Consider the following 14,084-nt stretch of genomic DNA (forward strand, 5'->3'; position numbering starts at 1 on the left):
GCGTCAGACATCGAGAAGGGCACGTACGCGCACTACATGTTGAAAGAGATGGACGAACAGCCAGCCGTCATCCGTAACATCATCCAGCACTACCAGAATGAGAACGGCGACATCGAGCTCGCAGAAGGCGTGCGTGAACTCGTTTCGGAAGCAGACCGCGTCTATATCGTCGCATGTGGTACAAGTTACCACGCTGGTCTTGTCGGGAAGCAATTGATTGAGCGCGTTGCAGGTGTACCGACTGAAGTACACGTCGCATCAGAGTTCGGTTACAACATGCCACTTTTGACAGAGAAGCCACTCTTCCTCTTCATCTCACAATCAGGTGAGACAGCGGACAGCCGTGCCGTCCTCGTCGAAGTGAAAAAATTGGGCCATAAAGCGCTCACGTTAACGAACGTGGCAGGATCGACATTGTCACGTGAAGCGAACGAGACGATGCTCCTCCACGCAGGACCAGAGATCGCGGTCGCCTCGACGAAAGCATACACGGCACAGATTGCCGTCCTCGCAATTCTCGCATACGACATCGCTCGTGCGAACGGGAAGAAACTACCGTTTGATCTCATGCAAGAACTTGCACTCGTTGCGACAACGATGGACTCGATCATGGCACAAAAAGAAATCTTTGAAGAGCTTGCAGATAAGTTCTTGAAAGAGTCACGTAACGCATTCTTCCTCGGACGTGGATTGGATTCATATGTAGGTCTCGAAGGCGCATTGAAGCTGAAAGAGATTTCATATATCCAAGCGGAAGGGTACCCAGGTGGGGAACTCAAACACGGTCCGATCGCCTTGATTGAAGACGGGACACCGGTCATCACGCTCGTGTCTCAACCAAACACACACCTCAACATCCGTGGAAACATCAAGGAAGTTGTGGCGCGTGGTGCCATCGCATGTACGATTTCAATGGAAGGAATGGAACATGAGAACGACGCATTCGTTCTTCCACGTGTTGAACCACTTCTCACGCCACTCGTGACGGTTCTTCCACTTCAACTCATCTCGTACTATGCAGCACTTGCTCGTGACTGCGATGTCGACAAGCCACGTAACTTGGCGAAGTCTGTAACGGTTGAATAATGTTCAAGACCAAAATCTTTCGGGATTTTGGTCTTTTTTGTTGCAATGAGTTAACAAATCATCGTAATGTTCTCAAATATGTCTGTTCATTCTCGGGAACGGGTACACTCAACATGAAAATGAAGAGAAGGAGAGATTCGATGAAACAGAAGAAATGGATGACAGGTCTCGGTGTCATGATTCTCGCGACATCATTGGCCGCTTGTGGGGATACGGCAGAGGACACATCGATGGAGATGTCAGAAGAGCAAAGCATGGACCATTCAGCGATGGATCACTCCGGGTCTGGAGAAGTTCCAGACGGGCTGATGGAAGCCAGTGATCCGACTTTTCCAGTCGGATCAACCGCGATGATGACAGCGGATCACATGCCAGGGATGGAAGGTGTGGAGGCCACGATTGTCGGTGCGTACAATACGACCGTCTACGCCGTCAGCTATACACCGACAACAGGCGGTGACCCGGTAGAGGATCACAAATGGGTGATTCACGAAGAATTGGACAATCCAGATGAGGAACCGTTGTCTGAAGGGGATGAGGTCGTATTGGCCGCCGACCATATGGAAGGGATGGACGGCGCAGAAGCGACAATCGATACAGCGGAAGAGACGACCGTTTACATGGTTGATTACACGACCGAAGACGGGGAAGAGGTCACAAACCATAAATGGGTGACCGAAAGTGAATTAGAAACAATGAAATGAATGCGATAGACCTCGAGTACATCTCGTGGTCTATTTTTTTCGATAAATATTTATTGATAAACGATAAAACATAGCATATGATAAAGAAAATAAAACTAAATGAGGTGTTTGGCAGATGAAACGGGAAACCATCTTTTTGAAACTAGCAGTGATTGTCTTGTCGCTCCCGATTCTCGCGGCCTGTATCTTTTTACTCCCTTTCCTTTGGCGAGAGGCGGTGGAGAGCGGAGGATGGATTGCGAATTCGATGCGACCGATTATTGGAGGGATGTATGTAGCAGCGATTCCCTTTTTCTTTTTTTTGTCACAGTCATTCATCTTACTTGGATTGATTGATCGGAATGAGGCATTCTCCTATCGGTCGGTGAAAGCACTTCGTGTCATTAAATATTGTGCGTTGACCATCACGGCCATCTATATGGCGACACTCCCGTTCTTCTATTGGTTCGCTGAGCGTGACGACTCGCCAGGATTTTTAGTCATCGGATTCGTCTTCGTCTTCGCCGCATTTGTCATTGCGGTTTTCGCTGAGTTGTTACAGAAACTATTGAAGCGCGCCATCGACATGAAACAAGAAATCGATTTGACGGTATGAGGTGAGAGAAATGGCGATGATTGTGAATCTGGATGTGATGTTGGCGAAACGGAAAATGAGTGTGACGGAACTGTCGGAACGAGTCGGGATCACGATGGCGAACTTATCGATATTGAAAAACGGAAAGGCCAAAGCGATTCGTTTCTCGACACTTGAAGCGATTTGCGAAGCACTCGACTGTCAGCCGGGAGACATATTGGAATATCGAGCGGACGAACGAGCAGAGTGAATCTCTGCTTTTTTATATGAATTTGAAACGTGTTTGATTCAAGTTACGTATAAAAGATAAATCGTTTAAGGGGAGATTAGAAAAAATGGTTCAAACATGGACGGAACGGACACATGAAGCAATCAATGGGAAACGAGGTCTACTGTTAGTCTGGTCGTTTCTCTGTGCCGTGATATTAGAGTTTATTGCAATATTTGACCCAACGCTTTACGGGGCGAAAGCCGATTCAGTACAGGCGATTGTATTCCTTTTTAGTACGATGGTAGTATCCTTCATGTTATATCCAATCATTATCGGTTATCACTGGGTCATCCTTTCCATCATTCGCGGACAAGACGCGCAGTTTCGTGATGTATTTCGACCGATGAAAGAACGATTTGGTAAGAATGTGACTGCTGTCATCTTACTAGCCATCTTTCAGACGCTATGGACACTTTTGTTCATTGTCCCGGGAATCGTGAAGTTCTTCTCCTACGCGTTTACGTACTTTATTTTGCGAGATGAACCATCATTATCGGTCAGAGAATCCATCACGAAATCACGCGCGTTGATGCATGGGCGGAAATGGGAGGCGTTCAAACTGATTTTGCCGTTCATCCCGATTTATTTGATTGGCTTCACATTGTTTATGGTCGTGAATTCTGTCTTACTCGCCGCATTATCACTATCTATAGCGACAATCCTCATTCGTCCATTCGTCGTTGCGCGCTTCGCTGTCATGTATGAAGATACGCGTCGGGTGTACGACGAACAATGGAACGAGCCAGCCTGAAGCATATCGAACAGAGGGAGAATTGAATGAACGTGCTACAATCTTCATGAAGAGAAAGGGGAATGCGGAATGAAGATTGGGATCATCGGGGCCGGTCTGAGCGGAATCATCGCAGCGCGTGAACTCGCGCGTCAAGGTCATGACGTCGAACTGATTGAAAAGAGTCGAAGCGTCGGGGGACGCTTGGCGACACGTCGAATCGGTGATGGACGAGCCGACCATGGAGCGGTATATTTCACGGTGCGTGGAGAAGAGCTCGAACGAGAGGTACAGTCGTGGATGAATGCAAACTGGGTGCAAGTCTGGTATGCCGACCCTTATCCACGTTATGTCGCGATTAATGGGATGAATGCACTCGCTAAGCGTTTGTCTGAAGATTTGACCGTACAGTTGAATGAACGGGTGGAGAACGTTCAAGTAGAAGAAGACGGAACCGTCACAGTCAAGACAGACGTGACGACACGTTCCTATGATCGACTCGTGATGACGGCACCCCTTCCACAGTCATTTGAACTACTGGGAAGTTTGGTCGACCAGATTAAGCCCGCATTACGTCGTCTTATATATTCGCCGACGTTCGTCGGTCTTTTTGAATGTGCCGGTGATGTACAGATTGGAGCAGACGATATTCTCGATCAAGAACTAGTACCTGGTGTATTAAAAATCGTCGATAATCGGAAAAAAGGAATCTCTGCGACACCACTCGTAAGTGTCTATATGGAAGAGGCGTGGAGTGAGGACTGGTATGAGCGACCGGAAGCGGAGACACTTGCTGAAATAGAGCGGTTAGTGCGTGAAGAAGTCGGAGACCTCGGCATCCAATCACGGCAGTTAAAACGTTGGCGTTACGCGCAAGCGAAAGATGTATGGCATGAGCCGTTTTATCAAGTAAGCCATCATCCCATCTATTTAGCAGGGGATGTCTTCCTTGAAGCTGATGATCCATCCGGACGAACGCGATTCGAAAGTGCCTATCTGTCTGGGTTACGTGTGGCAGAAACCATTGAAAAGAACATGGATCGATAAGGGCATCCCTTATCGGTCTTTTTATTTGACGCCATTTAGTTTAGGGCATAAACTATAACCATCTAGTTTAGGGGGTAAACTAAAAATGAAAGCATTGATGCGTGAAGCGGTGCAGTTGTTTGAAGAAGTGATGTTCCATGGGACGGAACATGTCATCGAAGCGATGGAAGGGGATGTATGGCACGAGTATTCGCGTGAACAGCTCCAACTGTTGAAGTTACTCGATCAGTTTGGACCAACTCCTGCTGGGCAATTGGCGCAAAAACAAGGTGTCCATAAAAGTGCGGTCTCGAATCGCCTGAAAAAGTTGGTCGAAAAAGGACTCGTCACGAGTCGACGAGGACAAGATCAACGGGAACGGTTGATTGAATTGACCCCAGAAGGGAAACGGCTCGTCGAAGAAGTGGACGGTGCCGTCTATCGATATGTGGAATCCCTCATCGATGGAGAAGTAGACGAAATTGAAATCGAGCAGTTTGTTCGGACGTTCCGAAAAATAAAGCAATTGCTCCGAATCGGGGAGGAATAACACATGCATAAAATCATTCAATGGCGCTGGGGAATTTTCATTTCCCTCATCGTATTGACGGCAGCATTATTTGTCGCAGCACCGAACTTAACGAAACAAGCAGAAGAGGCAGGGAGCTTCCAACTTGCGGACGACATGGACTCACAACGCGCACAAGCGATTTTAGATGAAGCCGGGAAGAGTGACAAGACCATCTCCCTCGTCTATGAGTTTGAATCAATCGGAGAGACGGAGCGAACAGATGTCGCGCGTGTCATCGAAGAACTTAAACAAAATGAAACGGTCGTGACAGATGTTCTCGATCCGTTCGAAAACGAGGAGACAGAGGCACAGCTTGTCTCGGAAGACGGACGCATCGTCCTCGTCCCCATCACGGTAGAAGGTACGACGGAAGAAATCAATGCGTTTGCTGATGATGTCCGTGAAAACGTGCTCCCGCAAGAGGAGACAGTATATATCACCGGGGAAGAAATCATTAACAATGATGTGAATCTAAGTGCACAGGAAGGGTTGAAAAAGACAGAAATCATCACGGTCGTGTTGATTTTTGGATTACTCCTTCTCGTCTTCCGTTCCATCGTGACCCCGTTCATCCCGCTCATCGCGGTCGGATTCACTTATCTATTGAGTCAATCCTTTGTCGCGTTCTTCGTGGATTGGTTCGGGTTCCCGGTGTCCAACTACACGCAGATCTTCCTTGTCGCCATCTTGTTCGGGATTGGGACAGACTACTGTATCCTGCTTCTTAGCCGTTATAAAGAAGAACTCAGTGCAGGACATGCCATCGAAGACGCCATCGTCAATACGTACAAGACGGCAGGACGGACGGTCCTCATCAGTGGACTCGCGGTCTTCGTCGGTTTTGCCGCCATCGGATTTGCTGATTTTCCAATCTTTAAATCAGCGGTCGCCGTCGCAGTCGGGATTGCGGTGTTGCTGCTGATTCTCTTCACGGTCGTCCCATTCTTTATGGCGACGCTCAAACAGCGACTGTTTTGGCAGTCGAAAAAGGCAGGCGAGCATCATGACAGCAAGCTTTGGGCTAGCTTGAGCCGATTGTCGGTCAATCGCCCGTTCGTATCGATTTTGGTCGTCGGGTTGATTACAGTACCCGTCTTATTCACATATGACGATGCCCGTTCGTTCAATACGGTCGATGAGATTGGAGACGGGTACGATTCGGTTCGTGGACTGAATTTGATCTCAGAAGGGTTCGGTCAAGGGGAATCCCTTCCGGTACAAGTCATTTTGAGACAAGATCAAGCCATTACAGAATCAGAAGTTCCCTATATCGAAAAGTTTGCAAGTGAGCTTGAAAAAGTCGAAGGTGTGAATGGTGTCCGTGCGCTCACACGTCCTACTGGTGAAGTCATCGACGATTTTTATGTCGATACGCAGCTCAGTGAAGTCAGCGATGGCTTGTCTGAAGCGCAGACGGGTCTCGGGGATGTTCAAACTGGATTGGATGAGATTGAGCAAGGATTGAACGGGATTGTTGGACAACTACCAAGCGGTTCAACCAATGCTGGGGCACCGCTTGCAGAAGCAGCAGCGGGACTAAATCAGTTGAATGGTCAACTTGGTCTCATTGGGCAAGGATTGACAGCGACTCAAAACATCCCGGCCGCAGTCGGACAGCTCGGTCAAGTATCAGCTGGCCTCACACAAATTGAGTCAGGAATCAACGAAGCGGCGTCCGCATTAAATGCACAAGGTTCTCAGGTCGGTGAACTTGGTAGCGGGTTAGCGCAACTGGCGACAGGTGTCGCGGAAGCGAACGACGGGCTAGGACAAATTGAGTCTGGTCTCGGCGAAGCCGTTTCGTTCTTACAACAGTTGAGTGAAGCAGATGCGCTTCGGGAGACAGGCGTGTATCTTCCGGAAGGGACGCTCACATCAGATGAGTTCTCACCTGCAGTCGAACGATATGTCTTCGATGAAGGAATGGCGACTCAGCTCGAGGTCGTCTTAGAGATGGACCCGTATTCGCCAGAAGCGATTGATACCGTTGAGACAATCAAAGAGACGATGAATCGTGCCGTGACGGGAACACCGTATGCGGATGCGACCATCGGATATGCCGGGATCTCAAGTATCAATAGCGATTTAAATGAAACATCGACGAATGATTTTAATCGAACGGTAGCCATCATGCTCGTGACGTTGTTCATCGTTTTGACAGCACTGTTCCGCTCGATGATCATGCCACTCTATATGATCGCTTCGCTTCTCTTGACGTACTATACGTCAGCGGCAATCACAGAGCTGATCTTTGTAGAAGGACTCGGCTATGACGGGATTAGCTGGGCCGTTCCGTTCTTTGGCTTTGTCATGTTGATTGCCCTTGGAATTGACTACTCTATCTTCTTGTTAGATCGATTCCGGGAAGAGACAATCAATGGGAAGACGGTCCGTGAGGCGCTCATCCACTCGATGACGAAGATGGGTACCGTCATTATGACCGCCGCGGTCATCCTCGCCGGGACGTTCGGTGCCATGATTCCGTCAGGCGTGCTCAGTCTCGTCCAAATCGCGACAATCGTCATCACCGGTTTGTTATTGTATGGCTTGATTGTGTTACCCCTCTTGATCCCAGCCATTACGATTTCATTTGGCGATGGTGTCTGGTGGCCATTCCGACAAAAGAAACAGTCATAAGCAGAAACGGATGTCTCGTATGATGAGATATCCGTTTTTTGGGATTTTTTTTGGTGGATTCGGGAACAGAAAGGCAGGTCCATTATTGAAGGAGGAATACTGTATGGAAATCGTCATTACTGCAATCTTGAAAGCCCATCCCGGAAAAGAAGAGGCGTTACGTGACGCGCTGCACCGTGTGATTCCGCCGTCGCGTTCGGAAGAAGGGTGTCTCGCGTACGTTCTTCACGAGGCGATTGATGCACCAGGTACGTTTGTCTTCTATGAAAAGTATAAGGATGAAAATGCACTCAATCACCATATCCATTCGTCGCACTATCAGGCGTATCGTGATGAAGCCGGAGAGCTTCTCGCCGTACGTGAGGTCTATCGTTTGCATGAAGTCTGAAAGGAGACATTCTCATGATTACGCAACCCGTGATTCCATGTATTTGGTTTGAGCAGGACGTTGAAGAGATTGCCGAGTGGTATGTATCCATCTTTCCAGATTCGTTTGTCGACTATACGACGAGATTTTCAAGTTCACCAGCAGGCGAGACGACGATTGTGACGCTATCACTCGCTGGACAATTCTTTCAGTTGCTTGGGGGAGGGACGGTGCAAGAACGGAATCCGTCCATTTCCTACATGGTGTCGCTTCCGACGACGGAAGAGATCAATGCGCTTTGGGAACGATTATCTGACGGAGCGGATATCTTTATTCCATTAGACACGTACGACTTCAGTCAGCGTTATGGGTGGTTGCAGGACCGCTATGGGGTTTCTTGGCAAATCATGCATGATGGCGGGATGGACATTCAGCTCGTGACGCCATGTCTATTGTTTGTCAAAGAAGCGTTCGGTCGTGCCGAGGCGGCGATGAACGATTGGATCTCTATTTTCAAAGATTCATATGTATTGGACGGACATACGGTAAGATATACAGAAGAAGATGGGGACGAGCTTGACGGGAAAATCAACTATGCTCGTTTCGTCTTATCCGGTCGAGAATTTGTCGTGATGGACAGTAATGAAAATCATACATTTTCGTTTAACGAGACCCAGTCGCTCATTGCTTTTTGTGAGTCGCATGAAGAAGTCGATTCGTACTGGGAGCAACTATCGGCTGTACCGGAAGCAGAGGAGTGCGGTTGGCTGAAAGATTGCTATGGCGTCTCCTGGCAAATCATCCCGTGGGAAATGGAAGAGATGATGGCGGTTGGTTCGCAAGAGCAGATTGAACAGGTCGTACAGGCATGTCTGCCCATGAAAAAGCTTGATATCGCAACGTTGCGTAAAGCTTACTAAACAAAGCTCCCGAGACAAATGCTCGGGAGCTTTTTCATGGACTCATTTGCGAGAGGGCATCCTTCTCGATGATGGTATCCGAGAGCCGGAGCTGACTGGCCGCACGGTCGATGTAAGGGGCGCATCGATCGAATGCGACTTGTTCTTCCGTCTCAATGGAATAGCATGTGCCGTTACCAGCACGTTCGGTCAAGTCTGGTTCATAGTAATGATCTTCGTATCGGAAAGCGCCCGTCCGAAAGACGGTTAGATTTGACGTATCATTCAATAAGGAGTCGCCAAGCATATATGCTGGAGAGATTCCAAGTAAATCGAGAATCGTCGGGGCGATATCGATTTGTCCACCACTCGCCTCCATGACTTCTCCTGTCGTCGGTCCAGATGGTTTGATGAAGAGAGGGACAGCACGGTCAAGTTGAAACGCGTCAACCGTTGAGTTCACTTCTTCGAGGGTAGCCATCTCTTCTCCTGGTGCCGTCAGACCGCTATCGTGGTCACCATACATGACGAGAAGCGTCTCATCCCAGAAACCATCTTGTTTCAATCGTTCGATGAACTGACCGACAGCGGCATCGACGAAATGAACGGTATGGTAATAGTTTTCGAGAAGGGGATCGTCGATATCAGATAGGTCCAACCGCTTCTCGTCTTCCGGGATATCGTACGGTGTATGACTCGTTAAAGCGACTAAAAATGCGTAAAATGGTTCATCCAACTCTTCCATAAATCCGACCGACGTATTTAAGAATTCCTGATCGTTGAGTGCCATCCCGATGATTCCTTGATCGGGGTAGTCTTTGTCGCTAAAGAAATGATTGAACCCGATATTGTCATAAAAGTCATCGCGATTCCAAAAGTCTTTTCGGAACGAATGCATGGCTGCCGTATCGTAGCCCGCCTCATTCAAAGATTGAGAGAGCGCGCTGAATTGATTCCCCGGGAAACGCGTGTAGACGGAACCAGATTTGACAGGATAAAGTGACGTGTTGACGATGAACTCTGCATCAGACGTTCGCCCTTCATGCGTTTGATGATACACGTTCGGGAAGTAAAGCATGTCACGTCGCAGTCGGTTCAAATTCGGGGTCAGTTCCTGTCCATCAATCTGTTGATCGATGACGGATGTTTGGAATGATTCGAGTTGTAAAACGATAACGTTCGTATCTGGACTTGGGGCACTTAATTCTTGATAAGAGAGTGCTTGAATTTGAGAACGCTCTTCGTCTGTCAGGGCTTCGTTCCATCCCATAGCACGTTCGACGCCTCGGGCGACATCCATCGCGTGATAGCCCCAAAATCCAAGATGATAGTATTCACGCATATTCGAGATGGGGTCATCTGCGATCCACTTTTCTCCACGCTGAAAACTGAGGGTGAGCGGGATTGTGAAGAGAAGGAATCCGAGTGCGAAGCCAGCGAGCGCCAATCGTCTTCCGTTCCGCTTCCCTTCACGGACAGGATGACGTTTCATATAACGCAAAATCAAACCGTAGATGATGAGGTCGATGAAGAAGAACGCATCGATTGGGCGGATGAGCGTCAAGAAGCCACCCCCGACATCTCCCATCTGCCCGATATCAGATAGTAAGGCGACGGATAATAAGTCTTCAAAATAGCGATAGTACCAGACGTCCGAGACGAGCAGGGTACTATGCAGGAACAGAGAAACGTATAAAATCCATCGGCGGATCGGATAAGACACGGCGAGTGCCCAACTCGTCAGGAGCAAAATCGTCGCCAAATTGATGAGGAAGAATGAGAAGTCGAACGCCGTCGCGGTCAACCAGCTAAAAAAGAAGAGCTTTGCCAGAGAGAGTGACAAGTAGCTCCAATAATCGAGATATTTCATTAGTGATCTCCTAACTCAAAATGTAGTTACTGTATCCTTTCCTTTCTTATGAACAGAGAAAACGTAGAAAGTGTGATGGAGATTCATTCGTAATCAAAAATATGTAATATATATATTGCGTTAATGGAATATATATATTACATTTTAGGTATTGCGCAACTAAATTAGGAGACAGACATGGGAAATAGAGTAAAAGAACATCGAGTAGAAAAGAATCTTACTCAAACCGATTTGGCAGAGGCGATCGGTGTGACTAGACAGACAATCGGTTTGATCGAATCGAATAAATATAATCCCTCTTTGAAACTCTGTATTGCCATTGCGAGGGTTCTGGGCGTCACTCTAAATGATTTATTCTGGGAGGAGTAAAAGATGAAAGAATCATGGGTCACAATGTTTTTACCAAATGACGAATATAAAGAAAGGCGGATGTTGTACTTTATAGCCGAGGCTTTCGTTTTGTTCATTGGATTTTTGGGAGTAGTCTTTCTATTGAATAGATTTTCAGGTATATTCAACACTGAGTCTTCATATATTTTATTGAGTGTTATAGCAATTCTAAGTCTCTATGTATGGATTCGTTATATTGTCTCAGGTATGGAGTATGCAAACGTTGTTGAGAAATCTGAATATAAAATGGAACTAAGGAAACTGATTGGTTCTACATCGAAGTTTGCTGTTTTGTTTGCTGGAGTGGCAATAGCATTAAAGGTGACGGGTGTAGTGGTTTACTCTTGGGTGGACTTGTTAGCAATGACACTTCTTACAAATGGGTTACTTCTGGTCGCACAATTCATTTCACTTCAACGGTCATTTAGAAAAAATCGTGAGCTTTCATGACCGAGGTGATATATTCGTTTTACTTCAAATAGGACATCTATGTCTTTAAGAGTGCATAACAAAACCAGGTCCCATGCAAACATGGACCTGGTTTTGTTGGATAACTGTGAAGCTCTGATTATGTAATCTCGAACGTATCACGCAGTTCAATGATGGTTCCTTCCGGTGCTTTTAATTTACTTAAATGTCCATCGACGACGAAGTAGATGTTGCCACCGTGCTTCGGTAAAAACGTGACGCCGAGTTGTTCGAGTCGTGCGACTTCCGCTTTGAGGTCATCTACATAGAGGGCGAAATGGACGGGACCGGCCGCATGTTTCGAGTAGTCTTGTAACGTTTCATCCGCTTTAGCAGTCTGGAGCTCAATATAAAAATCACCGAGCTTGAGCCAACTGTTGAAGTCACGCGTATGAAAGTTTGGCGACTCCTGGACGAGTTCAAAACCGAGCGCTTCGTAAAATGACTTCGATGCGGCATAATCCGGGGTTTGGATACAGATATGATGGATTTGTTTCATTGGTTGTTTCCTTTCGTTTGCAACTCTTTCACTCGATCACGGTGGAACGGGGAAGTCAATTCTTCTGAGATGAGGCTGATCGTATGTCCATCCGGGTCTCGTACGTCAAAACAGGACATACCACCGAAATCGTGAAGCGGGGTCGCAATTAACCCTGCTTGTTCGAACGATTGATACGCGAGCTGGATGTCTTCACAGATGATATTGAAATAAACATGGGCTTGTCCGGACGCATCCTTAAATGTTGTGGGTTGCGTTGAAGTAGTTTGAATCAATCCGAGTTGAGTTGAGCCATCTGGCAGACAGATTCCGATGCCCCCTTCCCAGCGCCCGATTTCTTGGGCATGAAAATAAGTTGTATACCAGTTCAGAGACTGTTCTACATCTGATACGGGAATAAAGATACTTCCGATTCGGAACATAAGATCCCCTCCTTTTCTATTGTTAGTGTAGCGAATACAAGCCTTCGAAGATACGGGAGAAGAAACTTTTTACGGGAGAAATCGTATGGAAGAGAGAAAATCAATGAGGTGAATGTATGAAAGTAAACGAAATCACGATTCAACCGGTTGATGCAGTCAATCGAGAGGCGGTCATCGCCCTGACAGTGGACGAGAAACAATCTCGATTCATCGAGACGAATGCCGAATCCCTTCGAGAGATGATTGAGGATACGAAATACAATTGGCAGAGCTTTGCATTTTATGAAGGCGAGCGACCGGTTGGCTTCATGATGGTCGGAGCGGAAAACCAGTCAGAACGTTACATGTGGCTCGACCGTTTCATGATTGATCAAAACGAACAGGGGAAAGGCATTGGAACGAAGTGCCTACGCATGGCAGTGGAATTCATCCAGACACAATACGACGTGGATGATATCATCCTCAGTCTCCATCAAGAGAATGAAGTCGCGAAACGATTTTATGCGAAGAACGGCTTTGTCGACAGCGGCTTAATCGATGAATGGAATGGTGAAGCGATTTGGGTCTATCATACAGAAAACCGACCGTCATGAGTCGGTCGGATTCTCGGATGGACTTATTTTTTGCGTGACATTCATAGCTGCCAAGAAGAAGGGAATAGCGGCAAAGAGAAACAAGGTAACGAACCAGTTTTGGAGAAATGGATCGACAAACGACGGTTTTTCCAACCAGCTCCCGGTTGAGATTTCGGCGTACCAACGTATGTAGAGTGCGATGCGTTCGAGCTTATATAAGAGTCCGGACAAAAACAACAAAATACCACCCGCTACAAGTTGATTGAAACGAGACATAAAACCCCTCCTCTGTAGATGTTGTCTATAGTTTACCATTTTCATCCAAAAAGGGAGCTTTTATTTGAGTACGCTCGGTCGCAACTGTTTGATACGCGACAAGACGAGCCAACCGAGAAGCGCGCCCGTCAAACTAGAGGCAAGGAACGCCGGGAAAAAAAAAAATGCACCGAACGTCGAACCCATCAACAGTTTTGCGTACGGGACGGCAATCAACGAAGCGATGACGCCGGTCCCGATGATTTCTCCGAGAGCGGCCGCATAGACGCGGTTCGTGCGAACGAAGAAAATGCCGGCAAGAAACGCGCCAATCATGCCACCAGGGAATGCGAGCAGTGATCCTGTACCGGTCATGACGCGAATGAGTCCGGTGACGAAAGCGACGAGAACGGCTCCGATTGGACCGACGGTGACTGCGGCAATCACGTTCACCATATGTTGAATCGGATAAGCGCGGGCGACACCTGTAGGAATCGAGATGAACATCGAACCGACGACGGCGATGGCAACGAGCATCGCCATCCAAGTGAGTTGTTGAATACGCATGAATAGTCTCCTTTCAAAATAAAAACGCCACGTTTCCAGACGGAAAAATGGCGTGGACATACAGAGACGTATTCCAAGCCACTTCCCTACGCTGGTATGAGCCAGATCAGGTTCAAAGGGTCCGGCAAATGCCGTCTCAGCCCGAAGGCTCCCCTAGTGGTCGTTTATTGATT

Annotated in this window: 18 protein-coding genes and 1 riboswitch; of the genes, 13 read left to right on the top strand and 5 right to left on the bottom strand. The window is 47.5% G+C overall.

From position 1 onward, the window contains the following. The 10 genes from glmS to BBB58_RS03155 form a co-directional block, all read left to right on the top strand. The coding region (gene glmS, locus BBB58_RS03110; RefSeq protein ID WP_074035377.1) for a glutamine--fructose-6-phosphate transaminase (isomerizing) at positions 1-1,086 on the top strand (1,086 nt) is incomplete at its 5' end. 140 nt (positions 1,087-1,226) lie between these two features. Continuing rightward, the gene (locus BBB58_RS03115; RefSeq protein ID WP_074035378.1) at positions 1,227-1,790 is read left to right on the top strand and encodes a YdhK family protein; all 564 of its coding nucleotides are present in this window, start codon (positions 1,227-1,229) and stop codon (positions 1,788-1,790) included. A 115-nt stretch (positions 1,791-1,905) separates the two neighbouring features. Next, a complete protein-coding gene (locus BBB58_RS03120; RefSeq protein ID WP_074035379.1) occupies positions 1,906-2,385 on the top strand; it encodes a DUF2975 domain-containing protein in 480 nt (159 codons plus the stop codon). A gap of 10 nt (positions 2,386-2,395) precedes the next feature. Then, entirely contained in the window at positions 2,396-2,614 is a 219-nt protein-coding gene (locus BBB58_RS03125; protein ID WP_012727632.1) for a helix-turn-helix domain-containing protein, read from the top strand. 85 nt (positions 2,615-2,699) lie between these two features. Next, a complete protein-coding gene (locus BBB58_RS03130) occupies positions 2,700-3,386 on the top strand; it encodes a DUF975 family protein (RefSeq protein WP_074035380.1) in 687 nt (228 codons plus the stop codon). Between the two features lie 69 nt (positions 3,387-3,455). After that, complete coding sequence (locus BBB58_RS03135) at positions 3,456-4,412, top strand: NAD(P)/FAD-dependent oxidoreductase (protein WP_074035382.1); 957 nt, start codon at positions 3,456-3,458, stop codon at positions 4,410-4,412. Positions 4,413-4,497: 85 nt separating this feature from the next. Beyond that, positions 4,498-4,941 carry a MarR family winged helix-turn-helix transcriptional regulator gene (locus BBB58_RS03140; protein ID WP_074035383.1) on the top strand — a complete coding sequence of 148 codons (444 nt, stop codon included), beginning with the start codon at positions 4,498-4,500 and terminating at the stop codon, positions 4,939-4,941. 3 nt (positions 4,942-4,944) lie between these two features. Beyond that, the gene (locus BBB58_RS03145) at positions 4,945-7,599 is read left to right on the top strand and encodes an MMPL family transporter (RefSeq protein WP_074035384.1); all 2,655 of its coding nucleotides are present in this window, start codon (positions 4,945-4,947) and stop codon (positions 7,597-7,599) included. A gap of 103 nt (positions 7,600-7,702) precedes the next feature. Then, positions 7,703-7,987 (top strand): putative quinol monooxygenase, encoded by a 285-nt coding sequence (locus BBB58_RS03150; protein ID WP_074035385.1) that lies wholly within the window; start codon positions 7,703-7,705, stop codon positions 7,985-7,987. Positions 7,988-8,001: 14 nt separating this feature from the next. Further along, on the top strand, positions 8,002-8,886 hold the full coding sequence (locus BBB58_RS03155; protein WP_074035387.1) for a VOC family protein: 885 nt from the start codon (positions 8,002-8,004) through the stop codon (positions 8,884-8,886). A gap of 34 nt (positions 8,887-8,920) precedes the next feature. Here BBB58_RS03155 and BBB58_RS03160 read toward each other — a convergent pair whose 3' ends face one another. Next, entirely contained in the window at positions 8,921-10,735 is a 1,815-nt protein-coding gene (locus BBB58_RS03160; RefSeq protein ID WP_074035389.1) for an LTA synthase family protein, read from the bottom strand. A 177-nt stretch (positions 10,736-10,912) separates the two neighbouring features. Here BBB58_RS03160 and BBB58_RS03165 point away from each other — a divergent pair, with 177 nt between their 5' ends. Both BBB58_RS03165 and BBB58_RS03170 read left to right on the top strand, forming a co-directional pair. Further along, positions 10,913-11,104 (top strand): helix-turn-helix transcriptional regulator, encoded by a 192-nt coding sequence (locus BBB58_RS03165; protein WP_031421892.1) that lies wholly within the window; start codon positions 10,913-10,915, stop codon positions 11,102-11,104. Positions 11,105-11,107: 3 nt separating this feature from the next. Further along, positions 11,108-11,575 carry a hypothetical protein gene (locus BBB58_RS03170; RefSeq protein WP_074035391.1) on the top strand — a complete coding sequence of 156 codons (468 nt, stop codon included), beginning with the start codon at positions 11,108-11,110 and terminating at the stop codon, positions 11,573-11,575. A 118-nt stretch (positions 11,576-11,693) separates the two neighbouring features. Here BBB58_RS03170 and BBB58_RS03175 read toward each other — a convergent pair whose 3' ends face one another. Both BBB58_RS03175 and BBB58_RS03180 read right to left on the bottom strand, forming a co-directional pair. Next, a complete protein-coding gene (locus BBB58_RS03175) occupies positions 11,694-12,092 on the bottom strand; it encodes a VOC family protein (protein WP_074035393.1) in 399 nt (132 codons plus the stop codon). Next, entirely contained in the window at positions 12,089-12,514 is a 426-nt protein-coding gene (locus tag BBB58_RS03180) for a VOC family protein (protein ID WP_074035394.1), read from the bottom strand. Before BBB58_RS03180 ends, BBB58_RS03175 begins: the two co-directional genes overlap by 4 nt. Before the next feature lie 116 nt (positions 12,515-12,630). Here BBB58_RS03180 and BBB58_RS03185 point away from each other — a divergent pair, with 116 nt between their 5' ends. Beyond that, a complete protein-coding gene (locus BBB58_RS03185) occupies positions 12,631-13,107 on the top strand; it encodes a GNAT family N-acetyltransferase (RefSeq protein ID WP_084543024.1) in 477 nt (158 codons plus the stop codon). Here the strand turns inward: BBB58_RS03185 and BBB58_RS03190 are convergent. Together BBB58_RS03190 and thiW are read right to left on the bottom strand one after the other, a co-directional pair. Further along, positions 13,102-13,365, bottom strand: a complete 264-nt coding sequence (locus BBB58_RS03190; protein WP_074035395.1) for a hypothetical protein — start codon at positions 13,363-13,365, stop codon at positions 13,102-13,104. The two genes, BBB58_RS03185 and BBB58_RS03190, sit on opposite strands and share 6 nt — an antisense overlap. Positions 13,366-13,425: 60 nt before the next feature. Next, positions 13,426-13,911, bottom strand: a complete 486-nt coding sequence (gene thiW / locus BBB58_RS03195; RefSeq protein WP_074035396.1) for an energy coupling factor transporter S component ThiW — start codon at positions 13,909-13,911, stop codon at positions 13,426-13,428. Between the two features lie 66 nt (positions 13,912-13,977). Next, a riboswitch (TPP riboswitch) is annotated at positions 13,978-14,076 on the bottom strand. Positions 14,077-14,084 lie beyond the last annotated feature (8 nt).

The sequence above is a fragment of the Exiguobacterium profundum genome (genome assembly GCF_001909285.1).
In the GTDB taxonomy this organism is placed as follows: domain Bacteria; phylum Bacillota; class Bacilli; order Exiguobacteriales; family Exiguobacteriaceae; genus Exiguobacterium; species Exiguobacterium profundum.

Bases quoted from the DNA above. Each gene is read 5' to 3' on its own strand.
- BBB58_RS03115 (WP_074035378.1), top strand. From the start codon at position 1,227: ATGAAACAGAAGAAATGGATGACAGGTCTCGGTGTCATGATTCTCGCG.
- BBB58_RS03120 (WP_074035379.1), top strand. From the start codon at position 1,906: ATGAAACGGGAAACCATCTTTTTGAAACTAGCAGTGATTGTCTTGTCG.
- BBB58_RS03125 (WP_012727632.1), top strand. From the start codon at position 2,396: ATGGCGATGATTGTGAATCTGGATGTGATGTTGGCGAAACGGAAAATG.
- BBB58_RS03130 (WP_074035380.1), top strand. From the start codon at position 2,700: ATGGTTCAAACATGGACGGAACGGACACATGAAGCAATCAATGGGAAA.
- BBB58_RS03135 (WP_074035382.1), top strand. From the start codon at position 3,456: ATGAAGATTGGGATCATCGGGGCCGGTCTGAGCGGAATCATCGCAGCG.
- BBB58_RS03140 (WP_074035383.1), top strand. From the start codon at position 4,498: ATGAAAGCATTGATGCGTGAAGCGGTGCAGTTGTTTGAAGAAGTGATG.
- BBB58_RS03145 (WP_074035384.1), top strand. From the start codon at position 4,945: ATGCATAAAATCATTCAATGGCGCTGGGGAATTTTCATTTCCCTCATC.
- BBB58_RS03150 (WP_074035385.1), top strand. From the start codon at position 7,703: ATGGAAATCGTCATTACTGCAATCTTGAAAGCCCATCCCGGAAAAGAA.
- BBB58_RS03155 (WP_074035387.1), top strand. From the start codon at position 8,002: ATGATTACGCAACCCGTGATTCCATGTATTTGGTTTGAGCAGGACGTT.
- BBB58_RS03160 (WP_074035389.1), bottom strand. From the start codon at position 10,735: ATGAAATATCTCGATTATTGGAGCTACTTGTCACTCTCTCTGGCAAAG.
- BBB58_RS03165 (WP_031421892.1), top strand. From the start codon at position 10,913: ATGGGAAATAGAGTAAAAGAACATCGAGTAGAAAAGAATCTTACTCAA.
- BBB58_RS03170 (WP_074035391.1), top strand. From the start codon at position 11,108: ATGAAAGAATCATGGGTCACAATGTTTTTACCAAATGACGAATATAAA.
- BBB58_RS03175 (WP_074035393.1), bottom strand. From the start codon at position 12,092: ATGAAACAAATCCATCATATCTGTATCCAAACCCCGGATTATGCCGCA.
- BBB58_RS03180 (WP_074035394.1), bottom strand. From the start codon at position 12,514: ATGTTCCGAATCGGAAGTATCTTTATTCCCGTATCAGATGTAGAACAG.
- BBB58_RS03185 (WP_084543024.1), top strand. From the start codon at position 12,631: ATGAAAGTAAACGAAATCACGATTCAACCGGTTGATGCAGTCAATCGA.
- BBB58_RS03190 (WP_074035395.1), bottom strand. From the start codon at position 13,365: ATGTCTCGTTTCAATCAACTTGTAGCGGGTGGTATTTTGTTGTTTTTG.
- thiW (WP_074035396.1), bottom strand. From the start codon at position 13,911: ATGCGTATTCAACAACTCACTTGGATGGCGATGCTCGTTGCCATCGCC.